This is a genomic window from Enterobacter cloacae complex sp. IR53041 (genome assembly GCF_049238285.1).
GTDB classification, from domain to species: Bacteria; Pseudomonadota; Gammaproteobacteria; order Enterobacterales; family Enterobacteriaceae; genus Enterobacter; species Enterobacter roggenkampii.
In genome coordinates this window covers 29,521-52,765 of the sequence record NZ_JBMKHB010000032.1, presented here as the reverse complement: position 1 = coordinate 52,765, position 23,245 = coordinate 29,521, and the positions used below count along the sequence as shown (strand labels likewise).

20 protein-coding genes and 2 pseudogenes are annotated in these 23,245 nt (G+C 51.9%); 11 read left to right on the top strand and 11 right to left on the bottom strand.

Annotated elements, in window-relative coordinates:
* On the top strand, window positions 1-78 hold a 78-nt coding region (locus ACOTXF_RS19385; RefSeq protein WP_001401901.1), incomplete at its 5' end, for an IS1 family transposase.
* Between the two features lie 15 nt (window positions 79-93).
* On the opposite strand, the pseudogene ACOTXF_RS19380 reads toward ACOTXF_RS19385, so the two are convergent.
* The 5 genes and pseudogenes from ACOTXF_RS19380 to ACOTXF_RS19360 form a co-directional block, all read right to left on the bottom strand.
* Window positions 94-1,221: pseudogene (locus ACOTXF_RS19380) on the bottom strand (TniQ family protein); the annotation flags it as partial.
* Between the two features lie 40 nt (window positions 1,222-1,261).
* Complete coding sequence (locus ACOTXF_RS19375; RefSeq protein WP_001049180.1) at window positions 1,262-2,710, bottom strand: ATP-binding protein; 1,449 nt, start codon at window positions 2,708-2,710, stop codon at window positions 1,262-1,264.
* Window positions 2,710-4,833 (bottom strand): transposase, encoded by a 2,124-nt coding sequence (locus ACOTXF_RS19370; RefSeq protein ID WP_000351433.1) that lies wholly within the window; start codon window positions 4,831-4,833, stop codon window positions 2,710-2,712. The genes ACOTXF_RS19375 and ACOTXF_RS19370 overlap by 1 nt, the downstream gene beginning before the upstream one ends.
* Window positions 4,820-5,662 (bottom strand): TnsA endonuclease N-terminal domain-containing protein, encoded by an 843-nt coding sequence (locus ACOTXF_RS19365; RefSeq protein ID WP_000090707.1) that lies wholly within the window; start codon window positions 5,660-5,662, stop codon window positions 4,820-4,822. The genes ACOTXF_RS19370 and ACOTXF_RS19365 overlap by 14 nt, the downstream gene beginning before the upstream one ends.
* A 142-nt stretch (window positions 5,663-5,804) precedes the next feature.
* Window positions 5,805-7,007 carry an NAD(P)/FAD-dependent oxidoreductase gene (locus tag ACOTXF_RS19360; RefSeq protein WP_046092622.1) on the bottom strand — a complete coding sequence of 401 codons (1,203 nt, stop codon included), beginning with the start codon at window positions 7,005-7,007 and terminating at the stop codon, window positions 5,805-5,807.
* A 228-nt stretch (window positions 7,008-7,235) separates the two neighbouring features.
* Between ACOTXF_RS19360 and pitA the strand changes: the two genes are divergently transcribed.
* The 3 genes from pitA to ACOTXF_RS19345 all read left to right on the top strand — a co-directional run bounded on the left by pitA (window position 7,236) and on the right by ACOTXF_RS19345 (window position 9,684).
* Window positions 7,236-8,735 carry an inorganic phosphate transporter PitA gene (gene pitA / locus ACOTXF_RS19355; RefSeq protein ID WP_008503116.1) on the top strand — a complete coding sequence of 500 codons (1,500 nt, stop codon included), beginning with the start codon at window positions 7,236-7,238 and terminating at the stop codon, window positions 8,733-8,735.
* A 174-nt stretch (window positions 8,736-8,909) separates the two neighbouring features.
* The gene (locus tag ACOTXF_RS19350) at window positions 8,910-9,299 is read left to right on the top strand and encodes a polymorphic toxin type 44 domain-containing protein (protein ID WP_032637895.1); all 390 of its coding nucleotides are present in this window, start codon (window positions 8,910-8,912) and stop codon (window positions 9,297-9,299) included.
* Entirely contained in the window at window positions 9,277-9,684 is a 408-nt protein-coding gene (locus ACOTXF_RS19345; protein WP_047746371.1) for a hypothetical protein, read from the top strand. Before ACOTXF_RS19350 ends, ACOTXF_RS19345 begins: the two co-directional genes overlap by 23 nt.
* 43 nt (window positions 9,685-9,727) lie before the next feature.
* Here ACOTXF_RS19345 and uspB read toward each other — a convergent pair whose 3' ends face one another.
* On the bottom strand, window positions 9,728-10,063 hold the full coding sequence (uspB, locus tag ACOTXF_RS19340) for a universal stress protein UspB (RefSeq protein WP_003861224.1): 336 nt from the start codon (window positions 10,061-10,063) through the stop codon (window positions 9,728-9,730).
* Window positions 10,064-10,346: 283 nt separating this feature from the next.
* Here uspB and uspA point away from each other — a divergent pair, with 283 nt between their 5' ends.
* Window positions 10,347-10,784 carry a universal stress protein UspA gene (gene uspA, locus ACOTXF_RS19335; RefSeq protein ID WP_003861223.1) on the top strand — a complete coding sequence of 146 codons (438 nt, stop codon included), beginning with the start codon at window positions 10,347-10,349 and terminating at the stop codon, window positions 10,782-10,784.
* Window positions 10,785-10,844: 60 nt separating this feature from the next.
* Here the strand turns inward: uspA and rsmJ are convergent, their stop codons facing one another.
* Together rsmJ and prlC are read right to left on the bottom strand one after the other, a co-directional pair.
* Entirely contained in the window at window positions 10,845-11,597 is a 753-nt protein-coding gene (gene rsmJ, locus ACOTXF_RS19330) for a 16S rRNA (guanine(1516)-N(2))-methyltransferase RsmJ (protein WP_048963141.1), read from the bottom strand.
* Between the two features lie 7 nt (window positions 11,598-11,604).
* Complete coding sequence (prlC, locus tag ACOTXF_RS19325; RefSeq protein WP_048963142.1) at window positions 11,605-13,647, bottom strand: oligopeptidase A; 2,043 nt, start codon at window positions 13,645-13,647, stop codon at window positions 11,605-11,607.
* Between the two features lie 207 nt (window positions 13,648-13,854).
* Between prlC and ACOTXF_RS19320 the strand changes: the two genes are divergently transcribed.
* The 3 genes from ACOTXF_RS19320 (at window position 13,855) to ACOTXF_RS19310 (ending at window position 17,954) form a co-directional block, all read left to right on the top strand.
* Window positions 13,855-14,697: a 23S rRNA (adenine(2030)-N(6))-methyltransferase RlmJ gene (locus tag ACOTXF_RS19320; RefSeq protein ID WP_048963143.1), complete on the top strand. Its 843-nt coding sequence runs from the start codon at window positions 13,855-13,857 to the stop codon at window positions 14,695-14,697.
* A 71-nt stretch (window positions 14,698-14,768) separates the two neighbouring features.
* Window positions 14,769-16,121 (top strand): glutathione-disulfide reductase, encoded by a 1,353-nt coding sequence (gorA, locus tag ACOTXF_RS19315; protein ID WP_008503120.1) that lies wholly within the window; start codon window positions 14,769-14,771, stop codon window positions 16,119-16,121.
* A 183-nt stretch (window positions 16,122-16,304) separates the two neighbouring features.
* Window positions 16,305-17,954 (top strand): alpha,alpha-trehalase, encoded by a 1,650-nt coding sequence (locus tag ACOTXF_RS19310; protein WP_008503121.1) that lies wholly within the window; start codon window positions 16,305-16,307, stop codon window positions 17,952-17,954.
* A 47-nt stretch (window positions 17,955-18,001) separates the two neighbouring features.
* On the opposite strand, the pseudogene ACOTXF_RS19305 reads toward ACOTXF_RS19310, so the two are convergent.
* Window positions 18,002-19,590 (bottom strand): annotated as a pseudogene (locus ACOTXF_RS19305) (STY4199 family HEPN domain-containing protein).
* 147 nt (window positions 19,591-19,737) lie between these two features.
* Here ACOTXF_RS19305 and ACOTXF_RS19300 point away from each other — a divergent pair.
* Window positions 19,738-20,277, top strand: a complete 540-nt coding sequence (locus ACOTXF_RS19300) for a GNAT family N-acetyltransferase (protein ID WP_023294760.1) — start codon at window positions 19,738-19,740, stop codon at window positions 20,275-20,277.
* A gap of 71 nt (window positions 20,278-20,348) precedes the next feature.
* The gene (locus ACOTXF_RS19295; protein WP_008503124.1) at window positions 20,349-20,687 is read left to right on the top strand and encodes a lysozyme; all 339 of its coding nucleotides are present in this window, start codon (window positions 20,349-20,351) and stop codon (window positions 20,685-20,687) included.
* Here ACOTXF_RS19295 and ACOTXF_RS19290 read toward each other — a convergent pair.
* Entirely contained in the window at window positions 20,666-21,268 is a 603-nt protein-coding gene (locus ACOTXF_RS19290; protein WP_232926878.1) for a response regulator transcription factor, read from the bottom strand. The genes ACOTXF_RS19295 and ACOTXF_RS19290 overlap by 22 nt on opposite strands.
* Window positions 21,269-21,422: 154 nt before the next feature.
* Window positions 21,423-22,181, bottom strand: a complete 759-nt coding sequence (locus ACOTXF_RS19285) for an SDR family NAD(P)-dependent oxidoreductase (protein WP_045909056.1) — start codon at window positions 22,179-22,181, stop codon at window positions 21,423-21,425.
* A gap of 119 nt (window positions 22,182-22,300) precedes the next feature.
* On the opposite strand from ACOTXF_RS19285, the gene ACOTXF_RS19280 reads away from it, so the two are divergent.
* Entirely contained in the window at window positions 22,301-23,200 is a 900-nt protein-coding gene (locus tag ACOTXF_RS19280; protein WP_045909057.1) for a LysR family transcriptional regulator, read from the top strand.
* Window positions 23,201-23,245 lie beyond the last annotated feature (45 nt).

The window sequence follows — 23,245 nt, the reverse complement described above, 5'->3', positions numbered from 1 at the left end:
TCACTGTCGTTCTCAAAATCGGTGGAGCTGCATGACAAAGTCATCGGGCATTATCTGAACATAAAACACTATCAGTAAGTTGGAGTCATTACCAGCTCCTTCCGATAATGAGTTTTTCTCAGCTATGGATGCCAGACTAAACCCCCTTACAGCCATAGACTTGATAAGCAATTCAGTGAATATATTAATTTTTGTGTTTCGTTTAAACGCCCTCAGGTATTTTTTATAAATAAGTGTTTTAATGTAACATCTGCTGCGACTAAATTCCTTCCCAAGGTTGCTAACACTAGTATTATTTTCAACTATATGAAAACTGTATTTCTTATGACTTTTAAAGATTTCTTTCTTTTTATTAGTACGACTTCCTGCATACGTTGGCCAGCAAGTATTTAACAAACAATAACAAAGCAAAAGATGCTTTGTGGGATGCTGACAACATTTGTCTTTGAGTATAGGCTCCCAGTAATGATAATCAGTTAGGGATGTTGGTATAAGTCCCGATGAACCCTCCCCAAATAACTGGCACTTAGCATAAACATGTGCGTAGAATACATTTTTCTTTAAATTTCCATCCAATGATAATAAATTCAACTTTTTAAGTACATCCATGTAATTGGGGTGTGTAATATCTTTTCTTCTGATTATATTTAGGGACTCATAACAAAACTTAGCAAAATCGAAGTCTATCTCATTGCTAAGTTGTTCTGTATACGAAACAGGAGGCATCAGTCCAATACGTATGTGCGGTGAAGAAGGGACATGGATGCTTTCAAGCGCTACCGGATGCCGATGGCAGGTTGTAACCCCATGAAGCTGATGCGCCAGATGCCAATAAGTAACACCATAATGAAAAGTATCTTCACGAGCGCAAACCGGGCAAAACTTCAGTAGTGTGCGCTGCCCTAGTGAAAAATTACTAAGGCGGCACAATCGATTAAGCCTGGCAGGGGTCGTGTTGAAATCCATAATTTCATTACGACTGATTGGTAGTGCCCAGGCAAAAAGAGGGAGTAAAGTCTGTTCATGCCAGAGCTGATCTGCACTTTCGGATGTATGAAGAGAAATAGCCTTTAATCCTGAATTGAGAATTGGATGGACGTTCATATCAGGTTTGTTGAAAATGATCGTTAACAGAGAAGATGGGGACATACCATACACGGTAGTTGTCCGACAAAACCGGCTGAACAAGGATTCATCAGGCAAAACAGGCAACATTCTCATTTCCCACCCCTCTCTTTGACCGTTACGAACTGTTACCTCATTACAATTTATTAAGTGGATCTATATTTATAAGCCCGCAACGCTGAAGAGCATCGTAGGTATTTTTCTTTTCAGCTGTTCTGTTGATAACAAGATCGTGGTCAAGAGACAGTATTTTCTCGTCGAAATTGCGCAAAACCTCGTCTATTTTTCCTACGAATTCCTTGTGCTGTGGCCTGTCTATATCCCCAGGGATCAAAGACTTTAGGGACTTCTCTGCCATGATTTTAGCCGAAGCATCACCCTCATTAGATGCAGAGAGCCATTTAGCTTCCTCATCTTCAGTCGCGGCCCCCGGGAGTGGAGTATCCTTATATTCCTCCGTATGACTCACGAGTACCGGTACAGAGGCCGACAAGACTGCGCCAGTGATGATTTCATTGCCGCTACCGATAACCTTTAATTGTGCCCCCCGATAAATCATCTGAGCCAATCCAATATTGCCTTTAGATAAAATGAATAATTTTTCGTTTAACTCATCATTTAATGGAGTTTCAACATTTGTCCATTGTAATGGCCATAAATAATGAATAAACGATTGCCAGTCTTGTGAATCGTATCTAACATTCTTAATTTTCATGTAACCACCAGACTCTGCCCGCCTGGCAATTCTCATTTTCTTTGTCAGCGTCTCGTCAAAAGGATGATTTCCACAAAAAACCATAGATACCCCCATGGAATCTACAATTTCATGTAAAAAATCAATCAACTTACTCTCACCCCCGGTTCTTGAAAATTTAAGCCTCTGCATTTCATCAATAACAAGGATACCCAAAAATGATGATTTAATTCTTTGTGCAATCTGGCGAGCCAGAGCACCATTTCTAATCTCAGGTGTAGTTCGTTCAATACCAATTGCATCATCTAATTTTTGTAAAATCTCTTCACAAAGGTCTCTCACACTTGAATTGTATGGACAATTAATCTTTACCCATACAATTTGCTTACTGAAGCCGGGAAAAACTCCTTTATAGCTGCTGTGTTCTATAATCTGAGGGAAATGATCCATGACTTGCTCAATCATGGTAGTTTTTCCAGAACCACTCATTCCAACTATCGTAATAGTTTCAGCCTGGGATTTAAAATATCCACTTTCTGGCTCAATATCAGGACGCTCATTTCCATAGTAATGAAGATATTGAATTGTTCCGCTTTTTAAAGGATTACGAGCTGCATAGCTTTCCCTAAGTGCCCGTAAGATCATCTTATAAGCCTGGATAAGATTGGTTTGAGGGCAACGGAATTTCTTTATACGTTCGACATACTGCTCTCTAACATTCGCCGGGGCAGTCCAGCGGATTTTTTCGTCAATTTCGGGGAAATAACTCATTTCCAGAAGTACTTCATCTTCCGTAAGCGCTTCAGGAAGTGCTTCAATTAAGGGATTGCCACGATACTCAGGTAACTCCTGTTCTTTATATATCGCTGAAACGCGCCGTATAAGGTTCATTATTCTGCGTCCTCAGTCTTCTTCTTACCTTTTAACCATCTTTGTTTCTCCTCCCGGCCAGGCAAAAGCAGAACATTACTGGATGAAGGAAGTAGGGGTTCAGATCTTCCATTAGCAACATGAGTTCGCCCTAATGAATCAAGTTCATTTTTCCTGTTCTTTTTAATATCTTTACCATGTACCCGGCGAGATTCGTATATTTCATTTAATCTTTCGTTACCTTTCCTGTTAAATTCATCTTTATTATTGATATTGCTGAGCGAATCCAGAGTAAATAAATTAATTTCTTTTTGAGTATCTACCCAATCAGCCATTACATCTGTATCAAGATGAGCTTTCCCTTTAAATACATCTCTTTTCTTAAGTAGGTAATGTTTTTTGAAAATGCTATTTTTGTCAAATCTTACATATATATAATCTACGCAATTGTCATCTATTCTTGCTTCACAAGTGGTTCTTCCAAATACTCTGACACCTGATGCAATTTCAGGATCACATTCATAAAAAAGATTATTGTACTGAATCCCACCGGCGGTAATGTTAGCGTTCACAGGGATTAACAATCGTGCGATCACTTCGTCGGCCCCAACGGCTCTTGCGCTGAATCTCCCGTGCTTTAAGCTTATCATCCAACTATTTTTTGGTGATATTACGAGATCATTTTCAATCAGTAAGGGATTGATATAAGCCAGTTCCTCATACGTTCTCTGATTATGTGCAAGTATCTCCCGAATCAGTAAAGACGTGACCTCCTGAATCGTTAAACAAGCCCTGGATTGCGGTGTTGGCTCTCCTTTAACAATCTTTCCCCTTCGTGTTGTTCCAATAAGCCTATGAATAACCTCATCATTCAGAATGCCGAAACAGCGTTCAACAATGCTTTTTCTGTCGCCTCTACCGACTGGCGCAAACTCAAGTTTTGTCAGGGGGGTCATCTCTTCCTGAGGTTTAAGACCAATCATCTCCCCGTTGTCACACATCAATGTTAATGGAATGTGAGAACAAGGCCAATCATCATCAGTAATAGAGATTCCAAATAATCTACAATATTCTTTTTTTGGCATAAAGCAATTTGCTAACGCTTGTCGGGCGGCTCGCCATGAAGCATGGTATAAAGAAACATGAAGGCCAACAATCATTCTTGTTGCACGATCCACCACTGTATAAATAGTAGGACGCCCAATGACTTTTCGTCTGTTTAAACTCGAAATAAGATGTACATCAGCGACAGTTGAGTCTATTTCGAAAACATCACCCGGCAAAACAGTTGTATTAGCCACACTACCTAAAAGCGCCCGCATTTTGAGGTCTATTTCTTTTTTCGTGTTCTTCTTATTTATCGAGAAATCTTTAGTGAAGAGTTTTTTATTCCAGTATGAAAATTGTTTTAAAGAAGGAACATATGGAGCTCTATTTTCTAGGTTTGCTGTTTTAATTTCATCCCTAAAATACAAATCAATATGTCTCTCTAATGTTTTCTTTATCGTATCTCCGTTAACTTTATAATGATACGTAATGAGAGATTTTCTAATATTATTTATATCTCTTTCATTAAGAATGAAAACACGTGATCGTTCATTAGGTAATGCTCTGTTTTTTTTGGAATTCCCAAGTTTAATTTCATGTTTGATTCTACTTTTCCCAGCGGCGCCACAGTTCGAGAATGCGGGTAGCAATGCATAAATATCCTGCCCATGTCGCCAATACAACGCCAGAAGCGTTCTGATAGTATATTGTGATATTTTTTTATTTCTGGAGTAATCCATTAAAAGGTGCGACTTTTTATGTAATGCATAGTCGAACAGAAACATTCTGTCATCTACAAGATCTTTAATGATATTGTAATTTTCATCTCGCCTTCCTCTGTCTTTATCTGTTATTTCTTTCTCATCTACTAACATATATGAAGGATATATATAATCTTTACAAGTTATGCTATTTGATTCAATATAATATTTAAACATTGAAAATGAGAAAGGGATTGGCTTACCCGTTCTTTCTGATTTTATTTTAAACAAAATTAACAAATCGACCTTTCTGTCAAAATCCAAAACACGGTAAAGTCCCTCTGCAAGCAAATCAGTGCCTTGAGAGAGCCAGACTGAATTCCTAATAATATCCATTTGCGTTCAGTCCTATATAGTGGTCATTGGAAATTATCTTTATCAGACCGGTTTCGAGTATTGGATATGATAAATCAACATTTATCATTTTTAATCCAATCATTGCCTGCAATAACATCATCGCTTCTTGTGCATCTACCCCAAAGATTGATGAAATCATTGCACGTAGTCCTACTATGGGATAAACATCTGGTTTAAGCTTCCATAGGATTTTATCAAGAGGATATTTATCATAAAATTCAGAACCATCTCTTAATACAGAAGTAGCCCAGCAAATGTTTTTACCGACGACGTTATTGAGTTCCGAGCCAACATAAATTTGAAACTCAACATCAATCAACTGCCAAAACATCCTCTCTATTTCAAGTTTTTGGGCTTCGCGTTCAGGTATGCTCTCGTTATGTTTTACTGCTATAGCTTTGTATCGAAGTCCGCCTTCAGGAGTTCTCAAGGTCAGTAAAAAATCGGTTGTCATAACATTCAGAACTTCGACAGGTACTCCTCTTACTCCCCTCACCATAGGATGTTGAAAATGTAGATGATTTGCTATTTGTTGGGTAAGCCGGAGAGGAAAGAGTGGGAATTGTTCCCGGATATCAATCACCGAGTCATTAAACTCAGCCAGATAGAAAAAGTTACTTTCGACAGAAGAAAGGAGATGATGGTTTCGAAACGTCTTAAGGCCAAAGACTATCGAACGGTTTCCACGGGATTTAACGTCCTGAGCTCTAAGCCAGGGCTGATAACTTTGGCCATAGCCCACTCCTATGCCGTCACCTAGCGCATTTTCATAATCCAAATAGGATTTGAGACGCCTACCCCTAGCCATGATCGTACCCTAAAAACGACATTGATACGTACCTATATGTGCATTTTATAGTCTCCAACCCTATAACCACACATTCAGTAAGTATACAACATTAGCGTCGTTTTTTGAGAATGGTTACAACTTTAGTGCTTTGTGTACAACTTTATTGTCCTCGGACATCTGCCAGCGCCTGAGCACACGCCCAGGCACTTGCCCAGGCCCACTGGAAGTTATACCCGCCGAGCCATCCGGTCACATCCATCACTTCACCGATGAAGTAGAGCCCCGGCACGTTGCGCGCTTCCATGGTACGGGAAGAGAGTTCATTCGTGTCGACTCCGCCCAGCGTGACTTCCGCCGTGCGGTAGCCTTCCGTGCCGTTTGGCTGCACGCGCCAGTTTGTTAGCGTCTCGACCAGCGTTTCCTGCTCGCGGCTGTTAAGCTGCTTTAGCGACACGTCGGGGATCTGCCCCAGCACCTGCAAACATTCCACCAGACGCTTCGGCAGCTGCATTGCGAGGGTGTTTTTCAGGCTCTGATTCGGGTGCGCGGTACGCTGCTCGTTGAGGAAGGCATCCAGATCGCAATCGGGGAGCAGGTTAACCGTGACAAACTCTCCCGGCTGCCAGTAGCTGGAGATTTGCAGGACCGCCGGGCCGGAGAGGCCGCGATGGGTAAAGAGCAGGTTTTCGCGAAACACCGTGCCGTCTTCGGCGGTGATAACGGCGGGAACGGACACGCCAGACAGCGTCTGAAGCTGTTCCAGAAGCGGTTTATGCAGCGTGAACGGCACCAGCCCGGCGCGCGTAGGCAGGACTTTCAGGCCAAACTGCTCGGCGATTTTATAGCCGAACGGGGAAGCGCCCAGCCCCGGCATAGACAGGCCGCCGCTGGCAATCACCAGATTATCGGCGCTGACGGTTTCACCGTTGAGCTGCAGCGTGTAGCCCTGGTCATCGCGGGAAACGTCCAGCACTTCGGTGCGCAGGCGCATGACCACGCCGCCCTTCTCGCACTCGGCCACCAGCATATCGACAATCTGCTGGGCGGAGTCGTCGCAGAACAGCTGGCCCAGCGTCTTCTCATGCCATGCGATACCGTGCTTACCCACCAGGTCGATAAAGTCCCACTGGGTATAACGCGCCAGCGCAGATTTACAAAAATGACGGTTTTGGCTCAAATAGGCCGCGGGTTCAACATACAGGTTAGTAAAGTTGCAGCGCCCGCCGCCGGACATCAGGATCTTGCGGCCTGGCTTTTTACCGTTATCCAGCAGCAGCACGCGACGACCCGCCTGTCCGGCCATTGCCGCACAAAACATACCCGCCGCACCGGCGCCAATTACCACGGCATCAAACCTTTCCACGTCAAAACCCTCTTTGTTAACTGCCGCGGATTGTAAAGTTTCCTCTGTGGTCACACCAGCGTAAAAAGATATTACAAAGCCATTCCATTGAAATTTAAAGAATATCCTTTCAGGCACTTTTCTCAAATCAGGTGGTATGTCAAAAAAAGTCTATATTTCACTTTGCCCGTTGCGCATTTGTCCTGGATAATGCGCCGCGTTCATGTCCTCAAAATGGCGTAACGTCCTATGCTACATTTGTTTGCCGGCCTGGATTTACATACCGGGCTTTTACTCTTGCTTGCTCTGGTTTTTGTACTGTTTTACGAAGCGATCAACGGCTTCCACGACACTGCAAACGCAGTAGCGACGGTTATCTACACTCGCGCAATGCGATCGCAGCTTGCGGTTGTTATGGCGGCGGTATTTAACTTTTTTGGTGTCCTCCTGGGCGGACTGAGCGTTGCGTATGCGATTGTGCATATGCTGCCAACAGATCTGCTGCTTAACGTAAGTTCTGGCCATGGCCTCGCTATGGTGTTCTCAATGCTGCTTGCTGCAATTATCTGGAACCTCGGTACCTGGTATTTCGGCCTGCCTGCATCCAGTTCTCACACCCTCATCGGCGCGATTATCGGTATCGGGTTAACCAACGCCCTCATGACCGGTACATCGGTTGTTGATGCGTTAAATATCCCGAAAGTACTGGGGATCTTTGCCTCTCTCATCGTCTCCCCTATCGTGGGTCTGGTGGTGGCGGGCGGGCTGATCTTCATCCTGCGTCGTTACTGGAGCAATACCAAAAAACGCTCCCGTATTCACCTGACGCCGGCAGAGCGTGAAAAGAAAGACGGCAAGAAAAAGCCGCCATTCTGGACGCGTATTGCCCTGATCATTTCCGCTATCGGCGTGGCTTTCTCACACGGCGCGAACGATGGTCAGAAAGGCATTGGTCTGGTGATGCTGGTACTGATCGGTGTTGCTCCGGCAGGCTTCGTGGTTAACATGAACGCCTCCGGCTACGAAATCACCCGTACCCGCGATGCGGTCAACAACGTTGAAACTTATTTCCAGCAGCACCCTGAACTGCTGAAAAAAGCGACCGGCGTTGACCAGTTAATCCCGTCTCCGGAAGCCGGTGCCACGACTGCGCCAGGCGAGTTCCACTGCCATCCGGCAAACGCGATTAACGCGCTGGAACGTGCGAAAGGCATGCTGGGCAATATCGAAAGCTATGACAAACTGACCGTTGAGCAGCGTGGTCAGCTGCGTCGCATTATGCTGTGCATCTCTGATGTGACGGATAAAGTGGCGAAGCTGCCAGACGTGAATGCTGACGACCAGCGTCTCCTGAAGAAACTGAAAGGCGATATGCTCAATACCATTGAGTACGCGCCAATCTGGATCATCATGGCGGTCGCACTGGCACTCGGTATCGGTACGATGATTGGCTGGCGCCGCGTGGCGACCACCATCGGCGAGAAGATCGGTAAGAAAGGCATGACCTATGCGCAGGGTATGTCCGCGCAGATGACGGCGGCAGTGTCTATCGGTCTGGCGAGCTACACCGGTATGCCGGTATCCACCACCCACGTACTCTCCTCGTCCGTGGCAGGTACCATGATTGTTGACGGTGGCGGCCTGCAGCGCAAAACCGTGACCAACATTCTGATGGCCTGGGTGTTCACCCTTCCGGCGTCCATCCTGCTGTCTGGCGGGCTGTACTGGATTTCGCTGAAGCTGATATAATCGGTTGAAGGCGACAAAAAAGCGGGTCAGGAAACTGACCCGCTTTTTTTATGGCTGTTAGTTGCAATCGGAAAGTGTATAACATCAGGATTTCCTGAACATTTTTTGCCCAACGAAATTGCGCAGGTAATACTATGATGGCGATCGGAAGAAAAACCAGACAAAGGAGAATGTATGGCTTCTGTCCCTCTTTCAGGACCAGGTTCAATGGTTATAGCAAACAACATGCGTGAAGCACGCCTTCATGGCATGTCGCGTAATATGGCCACGCCTTCAACGTATTACTGGTTCTACCAAAAAGTACGAAATGGTGGTCCCTGGGATTACAAGAAATTCGACCCTTATTTTGCTGCATTTGGAAATTTCAACTTCGGAGCCGCCGGGACTGCAGCAGGAATTCCTGCAAACATCCTGCTTATGGGCGCTGGCTGGGCTCAAGGCCGCGCTGGCACGTCAAAACCTGAATGGGGAAAATGGCACGAAAAGCCGCCTTACGGGGACGATCCAACGGACCAACGCAATATCAGAGAAGGAATAGAGTATGCCATTCAAAACGGCTACTAAATGGATTCATCGCCTTGTTACCGTTTCGCTTCTGGCGCTGGTCATTGGATTTTTGTGGCTCAACCACCAGCCCAACCGGCAAGGGAGCGATGAATTACAACACGTTTATAAATTATCTGACAGCGTCTGGCTCTATATGACCGTGAACAATCAGGGTGACGCAACCGTACCCACAATCTACCGTTACTATCTTTCGGAAAAGATAACAGGGAAAGACACCGACATTATCCATCAGTTGGCTAAGAAGCATCCTGTCATTGAAGGTACGGGTACAATTACTGCGGCCAGCATTGATACAAACGGAGACGTTAACATCGCCTATAGCGGGAAGGTTACTTCGATTGAGACCAATATCTCCAATCTGCGGTTCTCAGTGAAGCCCTGAACCAGAGGAAAGAAGGCGGGGCTGGCCCCGCCTGCTGTGGTAATCAGTGCCAAATCATCAATGCAATCATGCTGACCACGACCAGGCCACACAGGGCACTGGTCAAAATGAACTGACGACGCAGGCGCTCGCAGCGACGGATAAATTCTTCATCGTGATGATCGCGGTAGCGCTGGTAGTAGATATATCCCACCAGACGCATCTGTTTGCTGGGCTGTCCATGCGAGGTGAAGAACCCTCCACCGTCCACATACTGATACAGCAACGGATCGCAACCACGAAGTACCACTAACAGCGCACGTAACGATGAGAAGTAGCGCGCCATATTCACTATGCAAACTACGCATAACGCCCAAAACAATGCGACGGTGCTAATCATACATCCTCCCCGGCGTCCGCCCACGAAGCAAGGCTCCTGAGCTACCGCACCCCAATGCCCTGACAGACAGTTCAGTGAAAGAATGACTAAAAGTCGATCCGGTTCGCGTTTTAATATCCGAACGGCTCATTAAATAGTGTAGGAGATCCGTTAATTTTTTTGCCACAAGGTTAATCGTTATCAACACCAAAGCTTGAAAAATATGTTTAACTGGGCCGTAATGAAAGCATCAGACGACGGCTTTCCCATTTAGTCATCGATAACTTAAGGAAGGAGTAACACTATGGCTTACAAACACATTCTTATCGCGGTAGACCTCTCCCCGGAGAGCAAAGTGCTGGTTGATAAAGCGGTATCTATGGCACGTCCCTACAACGCGAAAGTCTCCCTGATTCACGTTGATGTGAATTACTCCGACCTCTACACCGGTCTGATCGACGTCAATCTGGGCGATATGCAGAAACGCATCTCTGAAGAAACGCATCACGCGCTGAGCGAGCTCTCCACCAACGCGGGCTATCCGATCACCGAAACCCTGAGCGGCAGCGGCGACCTGGGTCAGGTGCTGGTTGATGCGATTAAGAAATACGATATGGATCTGGTGGTATGCGGTCACCATCAGGACTTCTGGAGCAAGCTGATGTCTTCCGCGCGTCAGCTGATTAACACCGTTCACGTGGATATGCTGATTGTTCCGCTGCGCGATGAAGAAGACGAGTAAGTGCAAAAAAAGCGGCACTGAAAGTTGGCCGGGTAAGGCGAAGCCGCCACCCGGCTTTTTTTATTCCGGCGTGCCGGAGTAGATATCAAACCGGTGCCCTTTCGTGGTCACCGCGTTGGTCGTAGCAACGTCCGCCAGCGGCGGCGCGTAGTCCGGGCGCTTCACCACCACCCGCTTCGTCGCGAGCTGACGAGCCGGCTCCAGCAGGCCATCCGCATCCAGATCCGGTCCCACCAGCGACTGAAATACCCGCATCTCTTTCTTCACCAGCGCGCTTTTCTGCTTGTGCGGGAACATCGGGTCGAGGTAGACCACCTGCGGACGCGGGGTGATGTCCGTCAGCGCCGTCAGGCTTGACGCGTGGATAAGCTGCAAACGCTCCTGCAGCCACGGGCCGATTTCCGGGTCCGCATAGCCTCGCGTCAGCCCGTCGTCGAGCAGCGCGGCGACAACCGGATTACGCTCCAGCATCCGCACCCGGCAGCCCACCGACGCCAGCACAAACGCATCGCGCCCCAGCCCCGCCGTGGCGTCCACCACGTCCGGAAGATAGCTCCCCTTAATGCCGACCGCTTTGGCCACCGCTTCGCCGCGACCGCCGCCGAACTTACGCCGGTGCGCCATCGCGCCACCGACAAAATCGACAAAAATCCCGCCGAGCTTGGGTTCGTCGCGCTTGCGTAATTCGAGATGTCCTGTCGTCATCACCAGCGCCATCAGGTTATCTTCATCATGTTCCAGCCCCCAGCGGGCGGCCAGAACAGATAAGGCGCCGTCTCCGGCGCCTGTTTCATCCACTAAGCAGATCTTCACGTAACAATCAGCCTTTGATCCCGTAATGCTCAAGCATCGCGTCCAGCTGCGGCTCGCGCCCGCGGAAGCGTTTGAACAGCACCATTGGCTCTTCGGAACCGCCGCGGGTCAGGATGTTGTCGAGGAACGACTGGCCGGTTTCGCGGTTGAAAATCCCCTCTTCTTCGAAGCGCGAGAAGGCATCCGCCGCCAGCACGTCGGCCCACAGGTAGCTGTAATAACCTGCCGCATAGCCGCCTGCGAAGATGTGGCTGAACGCGTGCGGGAAACGACCCCAGGTTGGCCCAGGGATCACCGCGACCTGCTTTTTAATCTCCGCCAGGGTTTCAAGGATTTTCGCCCCCTGCTCCGGGCTGAACTCGGCGTGCAGGCGGAAGTCGAACAGGCCGAACTCCAGCTGGCGCAGGATAAACATCGCCGCCTGGTAGTTCTTCGCCGCCAGCATTTTATCCAGCAGTTCTTTCGGCAGCGGTTCGCCGGTCTCGTAGTGGCCGGAGATAAACGCCAGCGCGTCCGGCTCCCAGCACCAGTTTTCCATAAACTGGCTTGGCAGCTCGACCGCATCCCACGGCACTCCGCTGATGCCGGCGACGCCTGCGGTTTCGATGCGGGTCAGCATGTGGTGCAGGCCGTGACCGAACTCGTGGAACAGGGTGATCACTTCGTCGTGGGTGAACAGCGCAGGTTTGCCGCTTACCGGACGGTTGAAGTTACAGGTCAGATAGGCGACCGGTTTTTGCAGGGAACCGTCTGCTTTACGCATCTGACCCACGCAGTCGTCCATCCACGCCCCGCCGCGCTTGTTCTCACGCGCGTAGAGATCGAGGTAGAAGCTGCCGCGCAGTTCGTTTTTCTCGTCATACAGCTCGAAGAAGCGCACGTCCGGATGCCAGACGTCGATATCGGTACGCTCTTTGGCAGTGATGCCATAGATACGCTTCACCACTTCAAACAGGCCGTTAACGGCTTTGTTTTCCGGGAAGTACGGGCGCAGTTGCTCGTCGCTGATGCTGTAGAGGTGCTGCTTCTGTTTTTCGCTGTAGTAAGCAATGTCCCACGGCTGCAGCTCGTCCACGCCGAACTCCGCTTTCGCGAAGGCGCGCAGCTGGGCCAGCTCTTTTTCACCCTGCGGACGGGCGCGTTTCGCCAGATCGGTCAGGAAGTCGAGCACCTGCTGCGGGTTTTCCGCCATTTTGGTGGCGAGAGATTTGTCGGCGTAGTTTTCAAAGCCCAGCAGTTGGGCCAGCTCGTGGCGCAGGGCGAGGATTTCCGCCATCACCGGGCTGTTGTCCCACTTACCGGCATTCGGCCCCTGATCGGAAGCGCGGGTGCTGTAGGCGCGGTACATCTCTTCGCGCAGGGCCTGGTTGTCGCAGTAGGTCATCACCGGCAGATAGCTCGGGATATCCAGCGTTAACAGGAAGCCGTCCTGCTCTTTCGCTTCGGCCTGCGCTTTTGCCGCCGCCAGGGCGCTTTCCGGCATACCCGCCAGCTCTGCTTCGTCGGTAATCAGCCTCGTCCAGCCCATGGTGGCGTCGAGCACATTGTTGCTGTACTGGTTGCCCAGCTCGGACAGGCGCGCGGCGATTTCACCGTAGCGGGTCTGCTTCTCTTTTGGCAGGCCAATCCCGGACAGCTCAAAATCACGCAGGGCGTTATCGACCGATTTTTTCTGGGCGGTGTTCAGCTCGGCGTAGTGATCGCCGTCGCGCAGGTCGCGGTAGGCTTTGTAGAGCCCTTCGTGCTGGCCGACCCAGGTGCTGTACTCAGAGAGCAGCGGCAGGGTTTGCTCGTAGGCTTCACGCAGCTCCGGGCTGTTTTTTACCGAGTTCAGGTGGCTCACCGGGGAGAAGATACGCCCCAGCACGTCGTCCACTTCGGCCAGCGGCTGACACAGATTTTCCCAAGTGTACGGCCCGCCCTGCGCGACCACGCTTTCTACCGCCGCGCGGCAGTTGTCCAGCGATTGCGTAACCGCTGGAACCACATGCTCGGGGAGGATTTTAGAAAACGGTGGCAACGAAAAAGGCGTCAGTAATGGATTGGTCATAAACGCTGTCCTGTTGAATGAGGTGAATGAAGCGCGCATCCGGCGCTGTGCATATGCGATCTAGAATGGGGTTAAGTGTAGAGGATTTCAATGCCAGACGTGGCGGAAAAGAGCCCGGTGGCGCTGCGCTTACCGGGCCTACGGGTAATCTGCGCCGTTCTGCTGTAAACTGTGGCAAATCGTCAATTCAGCGGAATATCATTACCCATGCTCAGTTATCGCCACAGCTTCCACGCAGGCAACCACGCCGACGTCCTTAAACACACCGTTCAGAGCCTGATCATCGAATCGCTCAAAGAGAAAGAGAAGCCGTTTCTCTATCTGGACACGCACGCGGGCGCGGGCCGTTATCAGCTGAGCGGCGAGCATGCCGAGCGTACCGGTGAATATCTGGAAGGGATCGCCCGCATCTGGCAGCAGGACGACCTGCCTGCCGAGCTGGAGCCGTACATCGGCGTGGTGAACCACTTCAACCGCAACGGCCAGCTGCGTTACTACCCGGGATCCCCGCTGATTGCCCGCCAGCTGCTGCGCGAGCAGGACAGCATCCAGCTGACCGAGCTGCATCCGAGCGACTTCCCGCTGCTGCGTTCTGAATTCCAGAAAGACGGCCGCGCCCGCGTGGAAAAAGCCGACGGCTATCAGCAGCTTAAAGCCAAGCTGCCGCCGGTTTCCCGTCGCGGTCTGGTACTGATCGACCCGCCGTACGAAATCAAAACCGACTATCAGGCGGTGGTGACGGGTATTCACGAAGGCTACAAACGCTTCGCCACCGGGACATACGCCCTGTGGTATCCGGTGGTGCTGCGCGCGCAAATCAAGCGCATGATCAAAGACCTGGAAGCCACCGGCATCCGCAAAATCCTGCAGATCGAGCTGGCCGTGCGTCCGGACAGCGACCAGCGCGGCATGACCGCCTCGGGCATGATCGTCATTAACCCGCCGTGGAAACTCGAAGCGCAGATGAACAACGTGCTGCCGTGGCTGCACAAAACGCTGGTGCCAGCCGGTACGGGTCATACCTCCGTCAGTTGGATCGTGCCGGAGTAATCGCAGCCATCGGTGGAAACTATTGATTTCAGGTATACAATCGCGGCAATTCACGATTAAGGACAAAAGCTATGACTAAGCATTATGACTACATCGCCATCGGCGGTGGCAGCGGCGGCATCGCCTCCATCAACCGCGCGGCCATGTACGGCCAGAAGTGTGCGCTGATTGAAGCCAAAGCGCTGGGCGGCACCTGCGTGAACGTGGGTTGTGTACCGAAAAAGGTGATGTGGCATGCGGCGCAAATCCGTGAAGCTATCCATATGTATGGCCCGGACTACGGCTTTGACACCACCATCAACCACTTCGACTGGGACAAACTGATCGCCAGCCGTACCGCCTACATCGACCGTATTCACACCTCGTACGACAACGTGCTGGGTAAAAATAACGTCGACGTTATCCACGGTTTCGCCCGCTTTGTGGACGCGAAAACGATCGAAGTGAACGGTGAGACGATCACCGCCGATCACATCCTGATCGCCACCGGCGGCCGTCCGAGCCACCCGAACATCCCGGGCGTGGAATACGGCATCGACTCCGACGGTTTCTTCGAGCTGCCTGCCCTGCCAAAACGCGTTGCCGTGGTGGGCGCGGGTTACATCGCGGTGGAGCTGGCTGGCGTGATTAACGGTCTGGGTGCCGAAGCGCACCTGTTCGTGCGTAAACACGCGCCGCTGCGCAGCTTCGATCCGCTGATCGTTGATACGCTGGTTGAAGTGATGAACACCGAAGGTCCAACCCTGCATACCAACGCCGTGCCAAAAGCGGTCGTGAAAAATGCAGACGGCAGCCTGACCCTGGAGCTGGAAGATGGCCGCAGCCAGACCGTCGATTGCCTGATCTGGGCGATTGGCCGTGAACCGGCGAACGATAACTTCAACCTGGGCGTGACCGGCGTGAAAACCGACGAAAAAGGCTATATCGTCGTCGATAAATTCCAGAACACCAGCGTACCGGGCATTTACGCGGTCGGCGACAATACCGGTGCCGTTGAGCTGACCCCGGTTGCCGTTGCGGCGGGCCGCCGTCTCTCCGAGCGCCTGTTCAATAACAAGCCGGACGAGCATCTGGACTACAGCAACATCCCGACCGTGGTCTTCAGCCACCCGCCAATCGGCACCGTCGGCTTAACCGAGCCGCAGGCGCGTGAGCAGTACGGCGACGACCAGGTGAAAGTGTATAAATCGGCGTTTACCGCCATGTACACCGCCGTCACCTCGCACCGTCAGCCGTGCCGCATGAAGCTGGTCTGCGTCGGCCCGGACGAGAAGATTGTCGGTATCCACGGCATTGGCTTCGGCATGGATGAGATCCTGCAGGGCTTTGCGGTAGCGCTGAAGATGGGCGCGACCAAGAAAGACTTCGACAATACCGTGGCGATCCACCCAACGGCCGCCGAAGAGTTTGTCACCATGCGTTAATGCATAAGCCCCTCTCCGGAGGGGCTTTTTTTATTCACATTCATAAATCGTTGCAAAACGAATGCTCCGAAAAGAGTGATCTACCGCACATATCCCTCCACATCTACCGAAGCGAATGTCTACGCTTATAAGACGCCCGGATAAACCTGTCTTTTGAACACACAACCGGAGGTCCCTATCACCATGTTCAACCAGAAACTACAGGCTACCGAGAACATCGAATTCGAGATTGCAGAAGAGCTGCGCTACGAGACCGATCCCTGCGAGTTGAAACTGGATGAAATGATTGAGGCGGAGCCGGAACCCGAGATGATCGAGGGGCTACCCGCCTCCGATGCACTGACGCCCGCAGACCGCTATCTTGAACTGTTTGAGCACGTGCAGTCCTCGCGCCTGTTCACGGACAGCAAAACCTTTCCCGACTGCGCGCCGAAGATGGATCCGCTGGATATCCTGATCCGCTACCGCAAGGTCAGACGCCACCGGGATTTCGACCTGCGCCAGTTTGTGGAAAACCACTTCTGGCTGCCGGAGACCTACAGTACGGAATATGTCTCCGACCCCGGTCTGTCCCTCAAAGAGCACATTGACAGCCTGTGGCCGGTGCTGACGCGCGAGCCGCAGGATCATATTCCCTGGTCTTCCCTGCTGGCGCTGCCCCAAGCCTATATCGTTCCCGGCGGACGATTCAGCGAGACTTACTACTGGGATTCCTATTTCTCCATGCTGGGGCTGGCGGAGAGCGGTCGTAACGATCTGCTGAAATGTATGGCGGATAACTTCGCCTGGCTGATTGAACGCTACGGGCATATTCCCAACGGCAACCGTACCTATTATCTCAGCCGCTCCCAGCCGCCGGTCTTTGCGCTGATGGTGGAGCTGTTTGAGGAGGACGGCGTTCGCGGTGCGAAACGCTATCTGGAACACCTCAAAATGGAGTACGCCTTCTGGATGGACGGCGCGGAGTCGCTCCTGCTTAACCAGGCCTACCGCAGCGCCGTGCGTATGCCGGACGGCTCGTTGCTCAACCGCTACTGGGATGACCGTGATACCCCGCGCGATGAATCGTGGATTGAGGACGTGGAAACTGCCCGCCATTCGGGCCGTCCGCCAAACGAGGTGTATCGCGATCTGCGCGCCGGGGCGGCGTCCGGCTGGGACTATTCCTCCCGCTGGCTGCGCGATCCGTCGCGGCTCGCCAGCATCCGCACGACGCAGTTTATCCCCATCGACCTGAACGCCTTCCTGTACAAGCTGGAAAGCGCAATCGCCAACATCTCGGCGTCGAAAGGGGATAAAGAGACGGCCGACCTGTTCCGCCAGAAAGCCAGCGATCGCCGCGAGGCGGTGAACCGCTATCTGTGGGACGAGGAGAGCGGCTGTTACCGCGACTACGACTGGCGACGCGAAGAGCTGGCGCTGTTTTCTGCCGCCAGCATTGTGCCGCTGTATGTCGGCATGGCGACCCATGAGCAGGCCGAGCGCCTGTCGGATGCGGTCAAAGCGCGACTGCTGACGCCGGGCGGAATTCTGGCGACCGAGTACGAAACCGGCGAGCAGTGGGATAAACCCAACGGCTGGGCGCCGCTGCAGTGGATGGCGATCCAGGGGTTCAAGCAGTACGGCAACGACTCGCTGGGGGATGAAATCGCCTGGAGCTGGCTGCATACGGTAAACCATTTTTATCAGACGCATCATAAGCTGATTGAGAAGTACCACATCGCCAGCAGCACGCCGCGCGAAGGGGGCGGGGGTGAGTATCCGCTGCAGGATGGTTTCGGCTGGACGAACGGCGTGGTGCGGCGGCTGATTGGGTTGTATGGGGAGCCTTGAATAGGGTGCGGTCTGGTGCCCTCTCCCACGGGGAGAGGGAGGAGAAATCAGCGAATCACCTCATAAATGGCGCTCTGAATAGACTGCCATTTTTTGGTGGTGGCATCCGGCTGTGACTTCGCACGGCGTGTGGCCATGTCGAGATCGTGCTGCTGGCGTTTCACCACCGCTGGCACGGTGCAGAAAGCTTTGAGGTACTCTTTACGTACCGAGGTCAGAGACTCGCCGTTCGACATCGCGTGGCTGAGCGTGTTGATGAAGCGCCGACACGGCTTCTCCTCCACCATGTTTTGCCGGTAGCGTAGCATCAGCTCCAGCACGTCGTCATAGCCTGCCGACATCGCCTCTTCGGTCCAGGACAGCTTCCAGTCCATACCGCCCTGCAAAAAGAGCTGGGTCACGCGGGTGTCGTTGCGGTTAATGGCCGAGCGGAAATTATTCTCGTCCCAGGTCACTCCCATGCGCGTGAGCGTTTCGCGCGAGGAAGGCGTCTCACGCATGTCCTGTGGCGGCGCCGCTTCAGCCGCGCTGACGGCCGCAGGCTGCGGTTTACTGCTGGTCACCAGCCAGAAGCCTCCCGCCACGATGGCAATCACCATAACGCCAACCGCCCCCCATAACGCACCGGAAATGAGCTGCTCGCGTTGTTCGGGGGTGCGCGGCGCGCGCTGGGTCAGCTTTTCAATGGTGTCACGGACTTCAAACAGATCCCCACCGGTGACCCGATCCATTTTCTGCGCCTTTTCCCAGAAGGTATGCAGTTCGCTGGCATCTACCGCCATGAATCCCGCCGGATTGACGCGCGTTCTCCCCTCTTCAAACGCGCGTTGAACGGGCCGCGCGATCTGCGCGTAGTAGTTATCCAGCAGCTGGATTTGCGCCGAGCTTAACGTTTTCTGGACGGTGATGTTGTTGCGAATTTGCCGAATGTCATCGAGGAAGGTTTGCAGCGTTTTACGCGGTTCAACCAGCAGCGTCAGCATGGACGGGTCGCTGAACAGCGAAGCGTAATAGCGGCTGAACTCTTTTTATCCACCAGCATTTGCGCCAGTTCGCTGAACATCATGCCGCTCAGGACATCGTTGATCTCGCCCAACTTCAGCCAGCGCCGTACGCGATCGGCGTTAAACAAAGTCTTGAGATGGTTATTCAGCCTTACCTGATCGGGCCAGGCCTGCTGGATGAGCCCTTTTATCATGAGCTCTATCGCCCGCACCTGCTTATGCGCCTGCTGCTGCTGGAGTTCGCTGCCCGGAGCCAGCTCCGTGCTGTAGGTCAACAGCGGCTGCTGCAGGCGAAGGTGCTCCAGCGCGGTGACAAACCGCATCGCCGCAATCAGCTGGTTTTCACTCACATCCTGTCCGCTTTCATACTGCGGCACGCGCTGCTGCAGCAGGCGCAGCTGGAGCGTAAATTCCGACATCTCGGCATCATTCAGGTTGAGCTTTTTCGCCACGGCTCCCCAGCCGCCCAGGGCTAATCGCGCGCTGTCCAGTTGTTCCAGAAACCAGCGTGGATCTTTGCCCTCAGAAGCATGTACATTCAGAAGAAGCAAAATTTCCACCGACGCATGGCGAATGACCGCCAGACAGTGTTCGAACTGTTCGCGAATATGATGTGATGTGCTGAGAGTCATTGTTTTCCTTAAGCGACAACGAAGACATCCGGATTGGCACGTAACGGCCTTTTTTCTTTTTATTTATACGCGGTTAACCATACCTGACTTTCTGTTGAAATAAAGTGACAACCCTAAAATCATTTAAAATGTTTCAGGAGAATCTGAATGCCGGTTTTAATTACCCCTCGCCTGAACTGCTCGCCTTTACAAGAAGAAGACTGGCCCTTTTTTCTGGCGCTACAGCAGCATCCCGACGTCATGCGCTTTGTGGCGGAAGACCGCCCCGTCGCGGCGATCCGCGAGGCGTTTGATTCGCGCCTGACGCCCTGGACGCCAGGGAGCGCGCACTGGCTGTGCCTCGTCGTGCGTGACGCCGCTTCCAGGGCTCCGTTGGGCGTCACCGGGTATATTCATCGGGAGGAGGATTGCGCTGAGGTCGGTTTTCTTTTCGCTCCCGAGGCGCAGGGGAAAGGTTACGGCTTTGAATCCCTGAAAGCGCTTTGCGATTACGCTTTTCATCAGGGCGGTATACGTCGACTTACCGCCACCGTCACCGCCGGGAATATCGCCTCACGACGTCTGCTGGAAAAAGCCCGCTTTTGCCTGGAGGGCGAATTACGCGAGAGCTATTACCTTGCGGGACGTTGGCATAATGACTGGTTATTTGGTTTATTGCGGCAGGAATATCTGAATAACAATCCCTGATCAATAGCCATTTGGCGGATATTTCTCGTACCTCATTTCCTCTACAGTGTCGCCATTAAGAGGAAATGAATATGAAAGAGCATGCGCTGAAAATATCTTCTGCCGCCATCGCGTTAATAAAGAAACATCAGGGTCTTTCTCTGGAAAAATATCGTGACGAAAAAGGATTATGGGTTATCGGCTATGGTCACGTTATCCGCGATCAGGAGCATTTTCACGGCCCTGTCACACCTCTGGAGGCTGAGACTTTGTTGCGCGAAGATATCCGGTTGTGTGAAGCGCTGCTGCGGGAAAATATGACACGTCCATTAACCCAACAGCAGCATGATGCGCTGGTGATGATGATATTCAGTTTCGGAGAGATAACGTCGCTCCCAAACGCGCTTTTTCAGGCCGTCGCCCGGGTATAATACATGGCTGCCTGCGTTCTGTTTTTCACGTCCAGCCGCCGGAATAGCGCCTCGAGGTGCGCTTTTACCGTGGCCGCACTGATGTTCAGATTGCGGCCAATCTCTTTATTCGACTCCCCCGCCGCCAGCAATTTCAAGACTTCGCGCTGGCGCTCGCTCAAGGATAATAATGCCTGAGGCGACGTCGGCTCTCTGACCCACTCTCCGGGAAAACAGACCATCCCTCTGGATACCGAATCCAGTACGGCGGCAAACCGTTCGGGATTGGCGTTTCGGGGAACAATGGCCATGACGTTTCGCTGCCGTAGCTGCTCAGCACATTTGGCCTCTTTTTTCGCCAAAATCAAAATCACACGTATCGCCGGAAAGCGATGCAGGATCGCTTCCAGCAAAGTGCTCCCTTCGTCCTGAATTAAATTCCCATCAATCATGGCGATAGCCGACGGTGAAGCAGAAATCTGAGTCCATAAATCTTCTGCCTGACAGGTCCCAGTTATATTTATTTCCGGAATCAACCTCTGAAGACTGTGTATCGCTCCGTGAATAAAGAGTGACTGCCTGTCAAACATGATTACTCGCATCGTTTTTTCCCCTCTGAGAATAGCGAAGGGGGATTCTACAGAGGCATTATTTAAGAAAAAACTCAACGAATGGATACGTTACAAATCCCCGGTGTTCTTTATATCTGTCAGTATTTAGACACATTTATCTTAAGGATTTACTCAAGCGCATACCTCACAGGAACATGCCGCCTGAGACTTCAATACGTTGCGCAGTCATCCAGCCCAGTTTGTCGCTGAGCAGTGCCGCAATGGCATCGCCAATATCGTCCGGCAGCCCCACCCGTCCCAGCGCCGTCTGGGATGCCAGCATTTGGTTCAGTTCCGCGTTGTCGCGCACGCGTCCGCCGCCAAAGTCGGTTTCGATCGCACCGGGCGCAATGATATTGACGGAGATGCCGCGCGCCCCCAGCTCTTTCGCCTGATAACGCGTCAGCACTTCCATCGCCCCCTTCATCGCCGCGTAGGTTCCCGAGCCCGGCTGGGTAAAACGGGCCAGTCCGCTGGAGACGTTAAGGATCCGTCCGCCGTCGTTAAGCAACGGCAGCAGGCGCTGGGTCAGGAAGAAAGGTCCTTTGAAATGAATGTTCAGCGCCTCATCAAACTGGGCTTCCGTCGTGTCGGTGTAGGGCGCATATAAACCCGTTCCGGCATTGTTCAATAAATAGTCAAAGGTTTCACGCTGCCAGACGGTTCGGAGGGTTTCCTGAAGCTGTTGGGCAAAATGATCAAAACTTGTGACTTCTCCGACGTTAAGCTGTATTGCCGCCGCGTTAACGCCTTTTTGCTGAATTTCATGCACAACCGCCAGCGCTTCCTGCTGGCTACGGTTGTAGGTCAGCACAATTCCCGTGCCGTCTGCCGCCAGCTTTAAGGCCGCGTTTTTACCCAAACCACGGCTACCACCCGTCACTAATGCGATACGTTCAGTCATCATAAACCTCGTTTTGGCTGTTATGGAGATTGAGTAAGAGCTTATTAGGTGATAGAAGATCAATAAAGGTGGGTTAAAACGCTTCACTGTTTCATCGGAAACAACAATGAGCTTCATCTATGGATAAAATTCACGCAATGCAGCTGTTTGTCCGCGTCGCGGAACTGGAGAGTTTTTCCCGCGCGGCAGAAACTTTAACGCTGCCAAAAGGCAGCGTGTCACGGCAGATTCAGGCCCTCGAAAACCGGCTTGGCACCCAGCTATTGCACCGCACCACGCGTCGCGTCAGCCTGACGCAGGACGGCATGGTCTATTACGAACGGGCAAAAGATCTGTTGGCAAACCTTGATGAGCTCGACGGGATGTTTCAGCACGATCCCTCCAGCATCAGCGGACGGCTTCGCGTGGATATGCCCGTCGCCGTTGCTCGAAATTTAGTCATCCCCAAACTCCCTGCGTTTCTGCAGCATTATCCGGGCATCGAGCTGGAGCTCAGCAGCAGCGATCGTCTGGTGGATGTGATCCGCGAAGGGTTTGATTGCGTGGTACGCGTCGGCACGCTGAAGGATTCAGGGCTTATCGCCCGACCGTTGGGCAAGCTGTCGGTGATTAACTGCGCCAGTCCGGACTATCTGGCGCGTTTTGGCTACCCGGACACGCTGGACGATTTAGGCTCGCACGCCGTCATTCACTACACCGCTATGCTGGGAACTCGCCCGCAGGGCTTTGAGTTTTATAACGGCAGTGCGACGCAGTGGATAAAAACGGGCGGGGTATTGACCGTTAACAGCACCGAAACCTACCAGGCGGCCTGCCTCGCCGGGCTGGGCATCATTCAGGTTCCACGGGTTGGGGTACGAGATTTGCTGCGCGCGAAGAAGCTGGTTGAGATCCTCCCGCAATACCGGGCCGAACCGATGCCTGTTTCCCTGATTTATCCCCACCGGCGCAACCTCTCCCGCCGGGTACATCTGTTCATGGAGTGGCTGACCGAACTCACAAAAGCTTACGTGGACTAGTCGCAAGCTATAATTCAATAACATCCAGCCAAACGAAAAGGAAAA

Coding starts and splice junctions, on each gene's coding strand:
- uspB (WP_003861224.1), bottom strand. CDS start 10,063: ATGATTAGCACCGTCGCATTGTTTTGGGCGTTATGCGTAGTTTGCATA.
- ACOTXF_RS19320 (WP_048963143.1), top strand. CDS start 13,855: ATGCTCAGTTATCGCCACAGCTTCCACGCAGGCAACCACGCCGACGTC.
- ACOTXF_RS19345 (WP_047746371.1), top strand. CDS start 9,277: ATGCCATTCAAAACGGCTACTAAATGGATTCATCGCCTTGTTACCGTT.
- ACOTXF_RS19280 (WP_045909057.1), top strand. CDS start 22,301: ATGGATAAAATTCACGCAATGCAGCTGTTTGTCCGCGTCGCGGAACTG.
- ACOTXF_RS19290 (WP_232926878.1), bottom strand. CDS start 21,268: ATGCGAGTAATCATGTTTGACAGGCAGTCACTCTTTATTCACGGAGCG.
- ACOTXF_RS19350 (WP_032637895.1), top strand. CDS start 8,910: ATGGCTTCTGTCCCTCTTTCAGGACCAGGTTCAATGGTTATAGCAAAC.
- pitA (WP_008503116.1), top strand. CDS start 7,236: ATGCTACATTTGTTTGCCGGCCTGGATTTACATACCGGGCTTTTACTC.
- prlC (WP_048963142.1), bottom strand. CDS start 13,647: ATGACCAATCCATTACTGACGCCTTTTTCGTTGCCACCGTTTTCTAAA.
- ACOTXF_RS19300 (WP_023294760.1), top strand. CDS start 19,738: ATGCCGGTTTTAATTACCCCTCGCCTGAACTGCTCGCCTTTACAAGAA.
- ACOTXF_RS19375 (WP_001049180.1), bottom strand. CDS start 2,710: ATGAACCTTATACGGCGCGTTTCAGCGATATATAAAGAACAGGAGTTA.
- ACOTXF_RS19295 (WP_008503124.1), top strand. CDS start 20,349: ATGAAAGAGCATGCGCTGAAAATATCTTCTGCCGCCATCGCGTTAATA.
- ACOTXF_RS19310 (WP_008503121.1), top strand. CDS start 16,305: ATGTTCAACCAGAAACTACAGGCTACCGAGAACATCGAATTCGAGATT.
- ACOTXF_RS19365 (WP_000090707.1), bottom strand. CDS start 5,662: ATGGCTAGGGGTAGGCGTCTCAAATCCTATTTGGATTATGAAAATGCG.
- ACOTXF_RS19370 (WP_000351433.1), bottom strand. CDS start 4,833: ATGGATATTATTAGGAATTCAGTCTGGCTCTCTCAAGGCACTGATTTG.
- ACOTXF_RS19285 (WP_045909056.1), bottom strand. CDS start 22,181: ATGACTGAACGTATCGCATTAGTGACGGGTGGTAGCCGTGGTTTGGGT.
- gorA (WP_008503120.1), top strand. CDS start 14,769: ATGACTAAGCATTATGACTACATCGCCATCGGCGGTGGCAGCGGCGGC.
- uspA (WP_003861223.1), top strand. CDS start 10,347: ATGGCTTACAAACACATTCTTATCGCGGTAGACCTCTCCCCGGAGAGC.